The 17,016-nt window shown below is 47.0% G+C and carries 11 protein-coding genes; 1 reads left to right on the top strand and 10 read right to left on the bottom strand.

Annotated features, from left to right (window positions below; all coding sequences use genetic code 11):
- Positions 1-392: 392 nt before the first annotated feature.
- The 6 genes from JVX88_RS00460 to JVX88_RS00435 form a co-directional block, all read right to left on the bottom strand.
- Positions 393-2,771 carry a transglycosylase domain-containing protein gene (locus JVX88_RS00460; protein WP_211624722.1) on the bottom strand — a complete coding sequence of 793 codons (2,379 nt, stop codon included), beginning with the start codon at positions 2,769-2,771 and terminating at the stop codon, positions 393-395.
- 141 nt (positions 2,772-2,912) lie between these two features.
- On the bottom strand, positions 2,913-3,263 hold the full coding sequence (locus JVX88_RS00455) for a hypothetical protein (protein ID WP_211624720.1): 351 nt from the start codon (positions 3,261-3,263) through the stop codon (positions 2,913-2,915).
- 186 nt (positions 3,264-3,449) lie between these two features.
- A complete protein-coding gene (locus JVX88_RS00450; protein WP_211624718.1) occupies positions 3,450-4,934 on the bottom strand; it encodes a DUF4407 domain-containing protein in 1,485 nt (494 codons plus the stop codon).
- Between the two features lie 52 nt (positions 4,935-4,986).
- Positions 4,987-5,403: a hypothetical protein gene (locus JVX88_RS00445; RefSeq protein WP_211624716.1), complete on the bottom strand. Its 417-nt coding sequence runs from the start codon at positions 5,401-5,403 to the stop codon at positions 4,987-4,989.
- Positions 5,404-6,195: 792 nt separating this feature from the next.
- A complete protein-coding gene (locus tag JVX88_RS00440; protein WP_211624714.1) occupies positions 6,196-6,495 on the bottom strand; it encodes a hypothetical protein in 300 nt (99 codons plus the stop codon).
- A 125-nt stretch (positions 6,496-6,620) separates the two neighbouring features.
- Positions 6,621-10,043: a hypothetical protein gene (locus JVX88_RS00435; RefSeq protein WP_211624712.1), complete on the bottom strand. Its 3,423-nt coding sequence runs from the start codon at positions 10,041-10,043 to the stop codon at positions 6,621-6,623.
- 310 nt (positions 10,044-10,353) lie between these two features.
- On the opposite strand from JVX88_RS00435, the gene JVX88_RS00430 reads away from it, so the two are divergent.
- Positions 10,354-12,306, top strand: coding sequence for a hypothetical protein (locus JVX88_RS00430; RefSeq protein ID WP_211624710.1), 1,953 nt, complete (start codon positions 10,354-10,356; stop codon positions 12,304-12,306).
- On the opposite strand, the gene JVX88_RS00425 is transcribed toward JVX88_RS00430, so the two are convergent.
- From JVX88_RS00425 to JVX88_RS00410, 4 genes are all read right to left on the bottom strand, one after another.
- Positions 12,295-12,945 (bottom strand): hypothetical protein, encoded by a 651-nt coding sequence (locus tag JVX88_RS00425; protein ID WP_211624708.1) that lies wholly within the window; start codon positions 12,943-12,945, stop codon positions 12,295-12,297. The genes JVX88_RS00430 and JVX88_RS00425 overlap by 12 nt on opposite strands.
- 2 nt (positions 12,946-12,947) lie before the next feature.
- Complete coding sequence (locus JVX88_RS00420; RefSeq protein WP_211624706.1) at positions 12,948-13,553, bottom strand: hypothetical protein; 606 nt, start codon at positions 13,551-13,553, stop codon at positions 12,948-12,950.
- 208 nt (positions 13,554-13,761) lie between these two features.
- On the bottom strand, positions 13,762-16,008 hold the full coding sequence (locus JVX88_RS00415) for a hypothetical protein (protein ID WP_211624704.1): 2,247 nt from the start codon (positions 16,006-16,008) through the stop codon (positions 13,762-13,764).
- Positions 16,008-17,012 (bottom strand): ABC transporter substrate-binding protein, encoded by a 1,005-nt coding sequence (locus tag JVX88_RS00410; protein ID WP_211624702.1) that lies wholly within the window; start codon positions 17,010-17,012, stop codon positions 16,008-16,010. The genes JVX88_RS00415 and JVX88_RS00410 overlap by 1 nt, the downstream gene beginning before the upstream one ends.
- Positions 17,013-17,016: the final 4 nt, after the last annotated feature.

Here is a 17,016-nt window from a genome sequence, read left to right as displayed (position 1 = left end):
CCAATCAGATCTAATACTCGATAAAGCAGCTAATCCAAAACCGCACGCCGCAAGCGGACACAATATCAGGACAGCAATTTTCAGTATGGACTGGATCACGTGTTTTCTGGTTGTTCCTTGTTACAAATTTCCAACTGACTTAAGCGAACTCTCCAATATCCTTCCATAAGTCGACCAGTTCGAAAGAACGCTAAACAATACCTGTGCCGGCCTCGTCGATGAATCCGCATTTCTCATTTTTCCACCCAAGTCCGACCATTAAAAAACTCCACAATGCGTGAAATCCGTTGCACGGCCTTTCGCCTTTTTTATTTCTCTACTGGCAACTGCCAAATTCTTCGGTGACGACAGCATATTGTTCTCGTCTGTCATAAAAGTCGTGCATCGGGTTCCTAGCTACAGGTTTTCGGCCGTCGCAATGCATTGAAGTAAAGGCTTTCACCGCCGACAGGCCCGATGCAGCCCCGACCCGCATCGACCGGAAGTCGTACGACACCTTGAGGTTGTATGAAATGCCCTCTCAGTAGATCCGGCCTTAGTTTGTTTACCGCGTTCGTGAATTCAGCTGCGATTGGTCCTGCCGTTGCTCCGCCGGAGAAGCCATCCTTAGTGTGTAATTCAGGCAGATTATATGGCATACCGACCCATACGCCGACCACCATGCGGGGTGTGAAATGTACCCACCAGAGGTCCGCCACCATTCCCGAACCAGTTTTTCCAGCGAGCTCGTTGGTGGTTACTGATCCGGTTAACTCGCGAAATCTCCTCCCGGTACCTTCTGTGATCACTGATCGCAACATTTGGGCTGTAATAAACGTAGAGACCGGGTCGGCTACAGCTTCGAAGCTATGGGTCGAAAAGCGGATCGGCGTGACTTTATCACGCTCTGTCTGATAGGCCTCTTCATAAGGCGTTAGTTTCATCATTCGCCCGTTATTCGGGAAGATCGTATATGCTTGGACAATGTCGAGTAAACTTACCTCTGAGCCTTTAGTGCCGCCGATCGAAGCAAGTACTTTCTTCTCCGGACTTGAGCCGGTAAGCCGACCGACAAATTCGGTTGGTATGCCGGTAGATTGAGCCGCGAAACACGCTCCAATATTCCAACTCATTGCAAGATGGGATTTTGCCGTCCCTATCCCTCCGAGGTTTTCATCATTCGAGCAATAGTCATTGAGTAGACTCTTATCTGTCTTGGGATTAATAATGGTCGCCGCAGTAAAAGGCTCCCCCTTGAACGTTCCTTCCTCAAGAGCCTTAAGATAAAAGAACGGCTTAGTCAGGCTCCCTGGATTGCGTTTATCCCAGGGACCGATGCCTGTGCTCATCGCCAGAATTTGACCGGTTCGTGCATCTATCGCGACCAAGGAGGCCTGAATCTTAAAGATCGAGTCGCACTTGGATGGATTTGCAACTTCAGCAGCTAGACATTGACGTTCGATAGCGTTGAATTTCTCCTCATTTGTCGAACGCTGCTCTCCGTAGATTCGCTCGACTTTCTTCTCAAGGTCCTTCTTAGCCTTGGAAACAATTTCGGCTGCGACTTTTTGTAAACGGACATCCAAAGAGGTGACCAGCTCAACTTGACCGGACTCAGTACGAAGTCCACTTATTTCCTTCGGAAGTTCGGAGTTCGATGCTGCAAACTTCGCAAAATTTATGCTTTCAATTTGAACTGGTCGATTCGTTCTTCGTGCGCTCGAAAACACAAAACCTAGGGGTGTGTTCTTGGCGTTTTCAATCACCACGTCAGAATATCTCTCGGGCTTAGTTTCCCGCATTGAGTTTAGAACTACATTACGACGCACCAATAGGCTTGCACACCTCTTCTCAACGGCTTCACACCTTTCACCACTCTCGATGAATTTCAAATATTTTCCCGGAGCGGCGATCATTCCCGCGAGTGTTGCAGCATAGGCAACAGACCTGGGGTCGTTAACGTCGTTGATCTCATATAAGTGCTTATCAAAATACTCAAGACTTGCCGCTTCAAAACCGTACAGATTAATACCAAGTTTCTTTGGTGAACCCATATAGTTCATTGAAAGGTAGGACGCTAGGATCTCATCCTTAGTCATCTTTCTGTTTAGTTCGATCGCCATCGGTATCTCAACCGCCTTTCTCTCGATGGTTCTGAATTTACGGTGGAGCCTTCCTAGTCCGGAGTGCCAAAACTCGCCGCTTGCCCCGTCAACTATATTGTTCTTGATCAGTTGTTGGGAAATGGACGAACCTCCGGCCTTGCCAAGCGACCTGATGGGTCGGGTCGCAACAGCCAACCAGTCGACACCCGGATTGTTATAAAAAGTGCGATCCTCGGTCGAGATTACCGCGTCAGAAACAAGCTCAGGAATAGTTCCGGGCTCGATTACTATCCTTCTCGTCCTAAGATTCTTTCTTCGTTCTTCGGGGGCGACATAATCCACTACATTCTGAAGTGGCATCGGCTCCAGCATTGACGACTCGACAGAACTTCCGTTCGCTTCGATTGATGCAATCTTCCCTGACGAGAAAGAAATGTGGATTTTCGGGAACTTGAGTGAATTACGTGGATACGCGTCAATTTGTGATGCCGTTCTTGAGAAGCTGCCCGGCTGCGAGTCAGTTGTTTCAAAGTAACCAAGCTCGACCAAGTATTCGACGACCTCATCTAATGAAATGGAATCTCCTTTTGCGAACCGAAATGGCGCAAAGTACAACACCATTTCCGAGCGGTTCTGAAGGTTGCGTGGGTCATTCAGGTCCAGGTGAGTACTTGACAGATCGAACATCCTCCAAATGACAAGGGTCTGAAAAGCGAGCGCTATCGACGCTACAAAGCAGAACAAACTTATTACTCTTCGCCAGTTCATACGCATAAAGATTCTTCGTATCCGTTGCAACATTTGATCCTTTTTCTTGACCATTTCCATCTAGGCTCCGACTGATTTTTGTTTGGCCGACTCTAAACGTTTGCGTATAACAATTAGCATAATCGCCTCGCCGGGTTCGGCGACCTGCTTCTGTCGTCGGCCGACAATCGTTGACCGCTTTGCCCAAATAGACCTTGCTAAACTCCCGATCGAGGGAACTCGCATTTTCAGCATTCGGAGGTCCGGCATTCCGGCCGAACGGATTAATACGCCGGTAGTTGTCAAGAGTGCAATCGCGGTACCGTTAACCGCAATCAGAATATGAAAGGGATAGAGACCGAATCGGCCCCCAATCTCGAGGGCCGCGACCTGAATGATTCCGAATACAGCAAAAGCTGGCAAAATAGCCATCACTGGAAGAGCAATACGACCTATGACGCTCATGAGGGCCCACACGTCAAGCCATCGAGCAACAGAAGTACCCTGGGCGAAAGGTTGCACAGGGTAGGCGGCTACTTGATTTTTCGCGTATTGCATTTTTTCTTTCAAACGTTTTTCGATGAATCCTCCGTTAAGCGAAATAGTCTCATCGCGCGATCACAACCGAGTGTCATTTTGAGCAGACGCCGGTTCAAAACGAAGGATCAGCCGACGATCCGCTTTTAACTGAGGGGTCAGCGGAAGGAAATGTCGGTCAATATCGTCCCCCCCGGAGTTCGTTGCCTCTGCAAGCTCAACGGCTTTACCCAGGTCGGCTGAAACTTCGCCTACCAGTTGATCGATCTGCTGCTTCAGATCCTCCAAAGTTAGCGACTGCTCCTTGCCGGCCGGAATCGTAAGTTTCGCAGTTAATTCTGGGTGCTCGGCGACTTCGATGTGAACCAGTATTCCTGAGGTCTCGGAGGCTGGAGCATCAACAGAAGAACCGGCCCCCTTTCCTCCGTTCTTCAGGATCGACATATGGATCGTTTTTGCAAGGTCATTTTCGGGGGTATTGCCGTTATCGAAATCACCCTTTCGTACCTTGTTATAAACCCTCAAGAAAGTAGCCCGATGGGCCGCCGCTTCGTATTTCGCCACTGAAGATTTAACCTTAAATATCTTCGCAGCCTCGATCTTTTCATATTTCGCCTCCTCGTCTTTCATAAAATCGTATTTGCTTTTAGGGGAAAAGATCTTTTGCATGATCGGCAGCACCTCGATAGACATCATTAGGATCATCAATATATATGCGAAAAGAGCTGAAGAACGATCTTCTTCGAGCAATCGAACAAGCACCTTATGCCGATTTAGAATGCCGGCTGCTTGGGCCTCCTTTTCCTCAACAACCCCCAACTCCTTGTTGATCTCGCCGGCTAAAGCTTCCAGTTCGCCTTTCTTGATACTTATCTCGCTCAGAATAGCAGGGCTTTCATTGTCAAATTTTCTGGCAGCAGACTCATAGATCGACCGCTTGATCGCTGCTATCGGTCCATCGCCTGCGTGGCCGGTGGTGTTGACCGACTTGATGCCTCCGCGTTCTTTGTTCAGTTCTGCTTCCGCATCGTCCTTGGCCTTTTGGAAACTCTCAAGACGTCCTTCCAGCGATTCGATCTGCCCTTGGACGCGCTTTCTCGCAGCCTGCTTCTCCGAACTGTCTAGGACGCTGTGGATCTTGCTTCGCTTGTCATCTAAAAGGCGGGCATTGATCTCGCCTTCATAAATCTTGAGCAGCAGCGGATGGCTGATCACGACGGCGATCGCAATTGCAAGAAGAAGCCGAGGAAATGCCCGCAAAAGCATCCCGCGGCCCTTTTGAAAATGAGTTAGAAGAAGCCTGTCAAGAGATACGATCAGGATCGCCCAAAATATACCCCCCGGAATAGCGGCATAAACCGAAACGCCCAATGCTATGTTCAGAAAGAACGTCCCTGAAACGACCGCAAGACACGCAATGACGGCCACGAAACAACCCATCGCTGTGAACTTATGCCAGTCGCTCCGGCATTGGCTCAAAAGCTCAATGTCGGCACCGGCGAGCCACCAAAAGAATCGTTGGATCGAAGAAGGTTGGTAGTTTGTGTTTTGCATATCGTTTGTCATAGTTCTGTTGCTCCGTTTGTTCAGGATGGTCTAAGCTGTCCGCGATGCTGTGTCAGTTTTTGGCTCGTCGATAATTCTTATGATCGATCATGTAGTTCAGTCGGTTATCCACGACCCTCGCGACTGCCTTGACGCACTCTGCTTGTAGAATGCTTCGGGCGGAGTCGCTGACGGCCCCTTCGATCTCTAAACCACAGGCGTGCATAACGGATTCGGCGATCTCTACAACACCGAAGACCTCGGTCCTCCCACGTTCGGCGAGTCGCTCGGCAGATTCCGTATTACGGAACTCATCGCCCGAAGCCCAGTTTTTTGCCCGTCGGTGAATCTCGTTGAGCCATCCAAGAACGAGCTTGTTCCAGCTCGACCTGAAACGTATGGGGTCGATACTGAACAGTTTCTGAAGTTCAGAGATCTGACGGTTGAAACGCCTCCTTCCCGCTCGGCTAAGATGTTGTCTTTCTTGCATGCTCGTCATTTAGGTGTTGCCGCAAAAAAATGGCTGCCGCCCCGCGAATACACCGGTGTCCGGTTCGGCAGCCGTCAAGCGTTCCCTCAGCTCGGGTCCGCGACAGCGAATCTTAATATGGGGGCGGGTTTCCCCGCCCGTGTTTTCTAATAGCCCATAACGTCACCTCCTTTCATAAGATTTGATCTGAACTATACCAACAGCCATTTGCTCGTCAGTGTCAGTTTCGAATCAGCCATCGCGACTTCGGGCATACAGAGTTGGGGTGGGCGGGTTTCCCCGCCCGTGTTTTCTAATAGCCCATAACGTCACCTCCTTTCATAAGATTTGATCTGAATTTGCCAATTATCATTTGCTCGTTGGTGTCAGTTTCACTTCTGATGGTAACTTCACCCTGTTCCAAAGATCTCTATAGATCGGACATATAAACTGACAGAACTATTTTATGAATCAATCGCATTCGGGGGCCAAAATTTCCATGCAGTCGACGATCAGTCTTTCTAAATGCTTGCGCGAAAAAGCCTGCCATCGAAATTAATGGCAGGCTCAAGATCTTTTCAGTTTAATCTCTAAGGCCGAACAACAAACACCTAATGTTCCAAGCACTTTCTAATGAATTCGCCAAGAACCCCGTAAGTACTTAACGTTGAGCAGTCTTCCGCGAGGGAGAAAATAATTCCTTGAACTTCTGTTGAAGACGCGTCTTAGGCGCAATGGTATGAAGCCTTGCTTTCGGTCTACGGGCTCCTATGCACGACGGTGGTGTGGGAACCAGTAACAGCACCTATTGCATTAGTTAGCATGTTTCACCGCGACCTCCAAATATTGTTGAGCTCTAACGACTAGAGGGTGCAGGGCGCTCTGAAACTCCTGATGAATATTATCCATCGCCAAAATATCTGAACGAATTTTCTGCACCGTCTGTCGAACTTCTGCCTCTGACTTGTTCTCCAACCTTATTTCTCTTGCTAGATCTCGTATCATTATAAAGTCTCTGATTTGCTCTTTGCTCAAACGGCTTCGTTCACTAAAGCTATCTAATTCCAACAAAAGATCCAGCGTCAATTCAATATCCAGTACGAAATTTAACATTTTGAGGCACCTCAAATTGAAACTTCCAAATCTCCGTTCCGCACCAAGTTAACCGCAACCAAAAAGCTACTCCACAAACGGGATCTAGCCACTAAATAAAAACGCTCTATCAAGCGTCGGGTATCTCAGTCGACATCGGATTCTCGAAGATGATCAAGTTGATGATGTTTTCGCCCATCAACAACATGCACGTTTAGCTTTAGCCCTTCGGCGGAAGACTCCAATATCCGCTTCGCGGTGTCTTCGACTCGTGCATATACGGCGGCGTCTAGCCACGACGTTTCAATGATTTTTCTGATCCTCTGAGGCCAGTTTCGCCTATCATCTTGCGTGACGGGATCATTTCCAACGATCGACCTCTTGACGAGTTCATAACTAACTAATTCACGTGGATTCTGAAGGAGGAATCCAATGATACGGGCAAGCTGGCTAGCCCTACAACTATAGTTGCGGCCATTCACATTAAGATTCAATCGCCCGGTATCGAAATCACAGTCGTTCAACACCTTAACAACTGGCATCACCACCGAATCCCCCAGATCTGTCGCCTCGCCAAGGAATATACGGCGACGTTCATTTTCAATGACACCTAGATAAGCAGGCAGCCATGAAGATGTTTCCGTCGTTGCCAGGTTTTCCAGCGGAATTCCCATTTGGGTCATCAAGTTCAACGCATCTGCTTCCAATGGCTCTCCGCTTCGAAAGACGACGCCAAAATCTCTGCGGGTCGAGGACTCAAGTAAGTCGTCCCACCTCGCCCGCTCGAATGTTCCGTTCGCGAGCCCGATCGAGACCAGATGCGGCTCAAATTCTTTTGACTTCCTTACGGCTTCCGAGGGGTCAGAAGCCTGTATTACCTCGTAGCCTTGATTCCGAAGTTCGAATTCAATTTCCGCAGCTACTTCTGAATTACTTTCGACTAGCAGGATTCGGTTCTTTTCCGAAAACGTATCTAGGTCGTCGTCGTACCACGATTCGTCAACTAGTGGAACAATCTCCGCATTCAGTTGGTATAAAGTAGGGCCATTTTCGGAACGTTTTCGCGTCTTGATAAAGTGCCGAGCGTTTATGTATGACCTGTTTCGCCTGAATGTATCAAATACAATTTTTCTTATCTTGTGAATGTGATCTTGGACTAATCCGTCTTGCTCATCGGTATCAGTAGAATTTCGGGCCTCATTAATTTCCTCAATTGAAAACTCGTTCCTTTCCCCTATTTGACTAAGCTCAAACAAGGCTGTGAAGGTTCGGTTCAATGCGGGAGAAAGCTTAATTTCAAGTCCGTTGATCCAGAAGCGATTAAAATAATCTTCTCCTTCCTCGACGAATAATCGCCTGATGACATATCTGTCAGAGTTCTCGACAAATCGAATAATGTTGCGTGCAATTTGCTCAGGCGCTTTTGAGCTTTTCGAGACAAAGCTTCGCTCAGGAATACCCCATGCGCAGACCTTCTTTCGATCTTCGAGATCGTCAATTGTACTAAAAACGATGAGCGGAAGGTTCCGGTCGTAACCTGAAAACGCCTTGATTAGATCCAATCCATGTTCACTTCCCGGAGATACAAACTTCGCCCCCTTGCCGCTCTCCGCTTCTACGATCGACATTGCATGGTCTCTATCTTTGGGCATACAAATATCAACAATTGCGAGGGTCGGGATAGATTCGCCGGCATTTAATATGGCATGGGTTTTGGGAACTGGTGCAACGAAGGCGAGAGCCTCTGCCGCATTGTTGAATCGGGTAGCGTTAAGAAAAACGCCCTCGCCTAATCGACCCTCTGCCAGCCAAACTGCTTCCAGCACTTGCTCAGCCCAATAATCGTTATCTTCAACAATGACGATAGTAAACTCTTTAGTGTCGTTGTGGCCGACGCCTTGTTCAAGGCCTGAATCAGGTCGTTTGGGCAAATGCTGAACTGTCGATTTGAGGCCGAGCTCAAGATGATCGAGAAAATTCAGCATATCGCCGTCAGATGAAAACTCTGCAAGGATCTCCTGCAGATCAGTACCAAGACTGTTGAACTTCTTAGAAGTTATGAGTTCCTCTGAAACCTCTGCGATCGTCCTGACAACTGCATTTACTGCCGCTACGACCGATGAAAACTGCTCAATTTTGCCGTGCAGAATGTTGCGAAGACTATTATTCGTTTCTGTGAACGGTGGAACTTTTGCCCTCTTATGGATCTCACCTGTCCTCTCAAAGATCGATTGAACGTCTTTCAGTGAAAAAGAAGACTCGGCTCCAAAATCGGATAGGAGTTTGATCAATTCCGACACGAGGCGGGTTTCAGTTTTGGTGGCGGTTCTTAACAAAAGCTTTGAAAGAGTGTGTGTTTGCTGAACAACTGTAGAAAATTCACTCCATTGCCGCCGCAGGTCCGGAACCATCTGCTTGCACGTATCCAGCCTACTTCGCCATTCCATTTCTGGCCGCCAATTCGTTCCATTTACGGCTGCGGGTTCAGTTATTCCTTGTTCTCGGGCTCCAGCCCAAATACACTGATGCACGCTCGCCGGGTCAGAAGCTTTATGGGGTCCCGAGCAATTAATTGCTCCAAAGAGTATCTCGTCAGCACGCACCGTTGCCTTCGATGTCACGAGTACCATCGGCCGGTCTACGCCGTATTCGTCTTTCCGTTGGTTCGCCAAAATATGCCTTATGAACTCCTCACCGACAGCCTTGTTGGCTCGCTCCGAGGCTCGGCCTGACCGCTTGAAATACAAGTCTGCAAGAACTACATCAGGCCTTTCTTGTTCAAACAACGAGATCGCCTCACGAAGCTTCGTCGCCTGCTTTTCGACCACATCGTAACCATATTCACTCCGCAACATTGTTTTGAGGTATTGTTGCGGATTGTCATCGGCGATCAACACCTTCGAAAAACCCCTTGGAGGACTGCTGGGGGGCAGGTCATTTACAGCTAAAATTGCATCCGGTTCAGCATTCTGAGCATCTTCAACGAAAAGACGATCAAACCCCTGCAACGCCAATTGAAAGGATGACCTGGCCATCAATATACTTGGCTCGCTCAAAAGATTCTTCAAATTAGAAAAGTCCTCTTTCAGTTCGGGCCTTAAGAAGGAAATCGTACGTTCCCACCGCTCTAGCTCTCCCGAAATAGTGTAGTTCTCAGTTTCTCCCTGTTTTAACAATCTCTCCACAATATGGATCGTTACCGCCCATGCACTCCTCAGGTTGCAACTCTCGAGAATCACGTTTTTTAGTTCCGTGTCACTAAGGGGTGAAATTTCTTCAAATTGAGCTAGAAGGTCACCGTGGGTGATTGGAAGTTGCAGGAATCCGGTGCCTACCGCATTCAAAATGTCATATTTTTTATCGATCGATGACAAATTATCGTATGCCGCTCGTGGCGATTGACTAGCGAGTATAATCGGGAACCTTCCTAAATGATTTCTACGTAGTTCGCATGCGAGATCAAAGCCGGCATTCACGATCAAAGGATCACCAGGATACGCTATATGGGCATCAATTATTATGGCCGCACCATCGTGATCGCACTCCAAAGAGAATTTTCGCAATTCCATCGGATCCGCCCATCCGTCCGCACAGACAAATTTGAGTCCTTTTGGAGAATGGGCGATGAAGCTTATTAATGCATTCAACCTCTCGCTATCTGAGACAATTCTAATCTTGTTGACTCTACTCATTGTAATATTTGGCACCCAACTGAATCGCCAGCCTTCGGTGTTTCCTACCCTCCAATTCTCTGCGGCCTTCGACTAAGCCAAAAATTTGATGTATTTCCATTGCGAACTGAATAAAAGTTGCCATATAATCTAGGGCAAATCAATCATTGCGTACGCGTCTCCCATCTTCAGGAGGTCTACTGAGGTTATGTACACAACTCAACCAGAAATATATGAAATTCCCGAGGATCATAATGCGACATCCCTAAAAGAAATAGCGGAAAAACTTACTGGTAAAGAACACGCTGTTTTCAAGATTGAATTAAGCCGGACTTACTCCGCGAAAATTGCTGATTCTTGGCAGGGCGTCGAGCTCTTACTTTGGATTCGAGTACTTGGCATGCTAAACCATGTTCTCTTGGTGACAAACGCCGATCTTGGTTCCATTCTTCGATTGAATCGCCGAAGGAATTCAATTATTCAGTGCAAAGGCAGCACAGTCCAGATGAATGGCAAATCGACGGCGCTCGATTTGAGCGAAAGAGCCGATCCTATGGAACTCAAAGAATATTTCAAGGGTTTTGTTGATCTGACGAATATAAAGCATACATCTGCAAACCGATTCGGTCTCGAGCGACTTCAACAGCTTCATCGCAATAATGATCGGAGTTACACACCCTTACAAAAGTTTGCTCCGGATGTAGAGTATGAAGCTTTTAAGCAAGCATATAGTATTGACCCAATTTCAAGCCTAAACAACTTAGGTGATGCGCCAAAACTTTTGCAGCGGTTGCGAACGGTAGTCGAGGATAAAAGGCCGAAGATTATTATGGTTGACGATATGGCAGAAATGGGGTGGAGCCATATCTTCCACGGCATTCTAGGACCCGGTTGTGATTTCCATTCTATCGGCAAGCAGGATATAAGTAATAACTCATCCCCGCAGGCTCTTGCGACGATTATTAGGTCGAAAGGTCTCGATATTAAGGAGCCCCACTTGCTGATTTTGGATTTGCGCCTCCTCTCTGACGAGGAAAACGAGAATCTCGAGCGGCCGATGGACGACTATAAGGAACTACTCAGTTTTAAGACGCTTCAAGCTCTTAACCTCAGGAAAAATGACGATCTTCGATTGAGAGTGATGTTTTCAACGGCCTCAAAAGACGCTTCTAAGCTTAGCGCACTCAAAAAAGATCGGACCTATGCCCCGCACGGCATTTTTATCAAAGAGGGAATCGAATCGCAGCTATCAGCTCACAAGTCGCTTTCCCTGTATTGCGATATGTTGAAGATGCTGCGCGAAATAATTTACAAAATGTCTGCCACGTCTTTGATTAACGACGGAGAGTTACTCCATCCGGACATTGAGCAACATCGACGGGAATTGGTCACTAAGCTAAGTGGCCAATGGAACGGAGTGAAGAAGAGTAGGGAGCATGGTAGCTTGAGGTGGCATCAGGATATTTGCCTCGATACAAACGTTTTTCTAGCCGAAGACGAATCGGAATCTTTAGTACATCTTTTGAAAAACTCAAGCTCCAGGTTGCGAGTACCTAGAACTGTACTTTATGAACTACAGAAAATAGCCGATGACAAGAGTCAGACTTATGGCTCTAATGACGTGCTGGCCAGTTTTTTTATCGACCGGATCGATGAACTGCAGATAGAAATAACCGAAGAAGGGATGTCCGACAACCAAAGAAATGTGATCGCGACAAATCAGCACCACCCGCCGCATTTTGCGGATGGCCAGATAAAGACGATCATGCTCGAAAATGTTGGACAGAGGCTACTCTTTACAAAAGACAATACTCTCAGACGGGAGATTCTTGCCGCATCCCCCAACGCAAAAATCCAATTCAATGTTCCGCGTGTGACTGTAGCTTCAAAGCGGCCTAGCAGCAGTGGCGGTTCCAATCACAAGCTGAACAAACCAGCTCCGGTCAGGTCATTTGAAGTTAGGGACGTGAAACTTTCGAAAACAGGAAAGTCGTTCAACTTTATTGATAGAGAGGGTGAGCATCCAGCATTGATACTTCAAAAATCTGCTTTTCCGACTGAAATTACAGTTGAAGAGTTGAAACGCTTGATCGGACGGTCGATTGCCACAAATAATACCGCGAGGGAACTGCTTGGTATTGTTAACCAGTTAAGCAAATAAGGCCTCTTGAAATCTATTAAGTGCCGTTTGATGACTTGGATTGTCAGACTCAAACCTTCCTTGGATTTCGGAAATAAAATCCTTGAATTGCCGTTCGTAGGCGGAGAGTACAGGGGGCAACATGGTGTCGCTGACGCTCTCAGCCTCTTTAATTGTCTGCAGAAGTTGATCTACACTCTGTGAGTAAAATTCTGATGTAAGATCTGACCAAATAATCTCGAAGTTCCACTCTTTGCTGCTCGTGATTTGGCTACCTATCTTTGCATAGATGGTACCCGCTTCTTCGTGCTCCCTCCTGTTACCCCGAAAAAAACTCCTATTCTGAGTCCATTCTGCAACGTTACGATGTATTTCGGTCTCGTGGTGATACAGAATCGCAAATTCGTGTTTTGGCTCGTACTCGTCAAAATCGTTGAGGGCATCCGGGACTAGGATATAAAAGGCTTTTTCAGCTTTATCTTGATCAAAACAAGCAGATTCATATTTACCCGGACCGTTTACATAAAAAACATGGTCGCCGCCGTTTAGATAGTCTGTATCGTCATCGGTGTACTCCAAGAACCCGATTGCTTTGGCCTTTTCGTGACGTAGCAGTCTGGCAAATTTATCTGGTGCTATAAATGCGATTATCTGTTTCATAGCTAAGTCGTCCTTCTAGAGTTATATAGCAATTTCGCAAGAACATACTTGTCAAAAACCGTTTCGACAGCATTTTGGATCGGGGCCAATGGGACGAAGGGGTATCTCACCTTTTCCGGTAAGTTGTCCGGTGTCCCCCTCCCGGATGTGATGATCAGCTTCTCTTCAAAACCCTTACGGCCATTAAACAGCTTCTCGATCAAGCCGTGAATCGCGACACTATTCTTGGTCTCATTCTCTCCCAGCATTTTCTCTAACAGTCCTAGATGAATTACACAGAAACGTGAATCATCGAGGTGCATTTCTATGAACCTTGCCAGATCAAATGCCGGTGTTCCCTTAGTCTCCATTTTTCCAAAACTTGTATTATTTAAGTCAGCACAATCAATATGCGCAGCATCGTCACAATTTCTGTGATCTTCAACATCGCAGACTGGTATTAGCGGAATCATAATGCCCTGCTGCCTGAAATAATGATAGAAATCAGTCTCGTGCTCATTGGCCCTGTATTTCTTACGCTCCTTTCCAACTATATTTTCCTGGATCCTCTCATCAATAATCAGGATCTTTGATAAAGCCACCTCCAGATACTCTAGTTTGGCTTTCAAATTATTTGGATTGATGATCCGGCCGATGTGTTTTCGAAGTCTTGTATGTCCGCACATCATGTCGTAATAACGTAATCCTGTGGGAACTAAATACTTCTCGCATGAGCACTGACAACGCCGATTCGGCTTGCCACTTTCAAAGCAATAGTTACACCAAAGAGTATTATGGTCATCGATAAAGAACTTTGAAGCATTAGAAGTAACTTGGTTACTGAAGCGTATGCGCCCCCCCCTCGCTCATAAGAACCAAGTTCTCATCCTCGCTGTCCCGGATCAACATCACGGATTTGCCGTCTGGCAAGAGTCCTCCGAAGAGGTGGCTCTCCCACAAACGATCCATGAACGACTTCAAGTCCAATTTATCTGGGTCCTCAATTCGACTTATCACGCGTTTCGGAAGGCTCGCAAAATAGAGTTTCAGCAACCCATCGATCACGACCTGATTATCGACGTTATGCAGGTAAATAAACTGGTGCTTATAGATCGTGCCGGCCTCGAGTTCGCGTTTAAGGTCTTGTGAGCTGATTCTCAGCAAGCCGTGGGATGAAAAATCTTCCGAACTCGTCCCCTCGATAGTAAAATGGCCTTTATCGTCGATCACAAGAACCTCTTTGGGTTTCGGGATGTAAAACTTGTATCCTAAGGAGTATTTATTCGCTTCTTGATTTATCGGGTGCTTAAACGCATACATTAGGAAAGGACTATCCGGTTTCTTTGTTGCCCTCTCTATGGTCTTTACTTCGCCGGGAGCGTGGAGTTGTTCGTCATTATCGCCATGTGTATGCGATTCCTTTCCTGCTTCGTCTTTCTTCCCGCAAAACTCCAGTTCATAGTCGTCGTTTTCAACCGTATCGATCGGCAGACATCTGAGATATGCGGCACACACGTCCATTTCGATGGTGCCTAGGTTTGTCGGGCGGACGGTGTTGTCCCTTTTGTCCAAGATCGATCCGGTAAAAGCCTGATTCCGATCTCTTAGAAGCTTGCCCATTTCGTCGCCGTCCGGTTTGGACGGGTCGTACACCTTCGGCAAGTTGTCGTATATCGACACCTCGTAAAATGCAGGATGATCTTTGCTGTCTGAGACGTTTATCGTAAGTCTGATACTGCCTTTATCCTCGAGCGAGGGGTTTGAATGCTTGCAAATATTGCGGATGATGTTCTCGATGATGATATAAAATGCCTGTGCACCGAGGACATCATTGGTCATTGAAAGCTGAATGTCATTGGAAAGATCCGACTTAAAAGCCCCACCGTCCCTCAAGACCTCTATCCGAAATCTTAGTTGAGAGTCCGAAACACCGGAGATCCGGTTCAACAAGATGCGGTTCTTGTCAAAGCCCTTCATGATCTCAGAAACAAAGAACATCGGACTTTCGATCACCGGATCGGCCGTGGCAATGTCCGCCAAAAAATCCATTCGGGTTTTTAGGTAATCGTTGAAATAGGCGATCTGGCTTTCATTATCCTTTTCGTCCGTGGGTATTGAGAGATACTGGTTCTTATCCTTCCCGAACACTAACCCACAGTATTGATTCGACATCGTTGGCTCATCTTTTTTCTCGGCCTCTCCGTCGCCCGTCGAACCCTCCTTACCCGATTTGCTGGCAGTCTTTTCCGGCCCCTTGCATCCTGCTGGCTCCGCAGCATACTTAAAGTCAGAGGAGTTCGTAAAGATATGTTCTGGTGCCTTAAATTTACTCAGAACATGAGAGCCTATGTTATGACTCATATTCCTCGCCATCACCTGCGAAATCGCCGCACGCGTAGCCTGTCGCTCGAGAGCTAAAAGGTAAAGCTTTCCGACTAAACGGATTAGAGTGTCTTGAAGGCGTTTCGAGATTACCGAAAGTCGTTCGAAGTTCGTATCATCAGAGCAACAGCCGTGCCTTATGACACCATCGAAGACAACAAAGGCCGAGGAAATTGCAGGTAAACCGGAGTCCTCACGGATCATAATGTAAGTCCATAAGGTTGAATCCCCAAAACTCCTTTCTGCCAATTCTCCACACCAGGCTTCCCAGAACTCGTCTAGTCGGTTATCCTTAGAAAGCTCTCTCTCATCTTCTTCACTTACTTCAACGATCGGGTTCCTAGATTGATCTAATTCGCCGCAATCGAACACAAGAATCTTCTCGTCGACAGAAGATCGACCACGTCCGTATGGCTTGTACATGAATGGTCGGCGAAATCGTTGAAAGTAAAGAGAGCGTTTAGGTCTGGAGTCTGGAAGCGGGTTCTCACGTTCAAAAACAAAACGATCGGCAATTTCTGTGTACGGCACTCGATCATCGGCTGCACAGAAAAGAAATCTCTGAATATTCGCAAGAGCATGCGTGTCTGGAAGCAATAACTGAATAGAGCGAACGGCTACTTCTTTATTCGAGATTTCGACTCGAATATCGTCAAGTAGCCGGACAAACTCATCCCGCAAAAGCTGCTCGGTAAATGGCACTACTCGCTTTTATAATAGGCATTTATATATGTCAAGAAAAGAACCCTTGATAGATCAACATCATTGCGGATCACATTCAGTTCCTTAAGTTCAGCGACCATTTCGTTCCAGCTTTCCACATCTGAATTAATCGGCTGCTTGTTGTAACCGGAATAATACGGGATCGCTTTTTCAAGAACTAATCGTTCGCGCACAGTATCGACCTCTGGCGCAAACTCTTTTAGCAAGGTGATTGCTTCATCGGGATTCGAGATCGCGTAGTTCCAACCTTCTGCCATCGTTTCGACAAATGCCTTGACTAATTCAGGATTCTTCTCTAATGTCTCGCGCTTGCAGAAGTAAACTGGCCCCTTAAACTTCACGCCAAATTCCTTCGGTTCGATCAAGTTGTATTTAATTCCCAGTTGATCAAGTGTAACAGTTTCGTCATAGACAAAGACAGGGTGAACATCATACGAGCCGCTAAGAAACGGTTTCATATCCGGTGAAACCGTTATTTCCTGAACTTTCTTCTTGTCAACCCCGTTCTTCTTGAGAAGACTTTCATACAATAAGGTCGTTGACCCAAACGGTAACAGCCCGACCCTGTGATTCTCAAAGTCCTTCGGTGATTTGATGCTCTTTTCTACAAGTGAAACAAATCCACCCGGCGAATAGTAGTTAATCACACCGACGATCACGAAATCTGCTCCTTTGTCATTTGCCGCAAGTACTTCATCGGCAGCCAGAGTTCCAAAGGTATTCTGTCCCGCCTGAACAAGCTGAATTGAATTCATTCCCGGTCCACCCGGCTCGGCCTTTAGATCCAAATTTCGTCCTTGTGCGAATTTTCGGATGCCTACAATCTCACCTGAGAACGAGGCCGAAGGAATCCATCCGAATCTTACGCTAGCCGATAGTCTTGTAGAATCCGGAATCTGCGTCGGCTGGCTATATCTCCAAACGACAAAACCAACAAGTACCGCTAGAATCACCAATCCGACACCAATGTAACTTTTTCTCATGATT

Source organism: Leptolyngbya sp. 7M (genome assembly GCF_018128485.1).
This window is presented reverse-complemented; position numbering and strand designations above follow the sequence as displayed.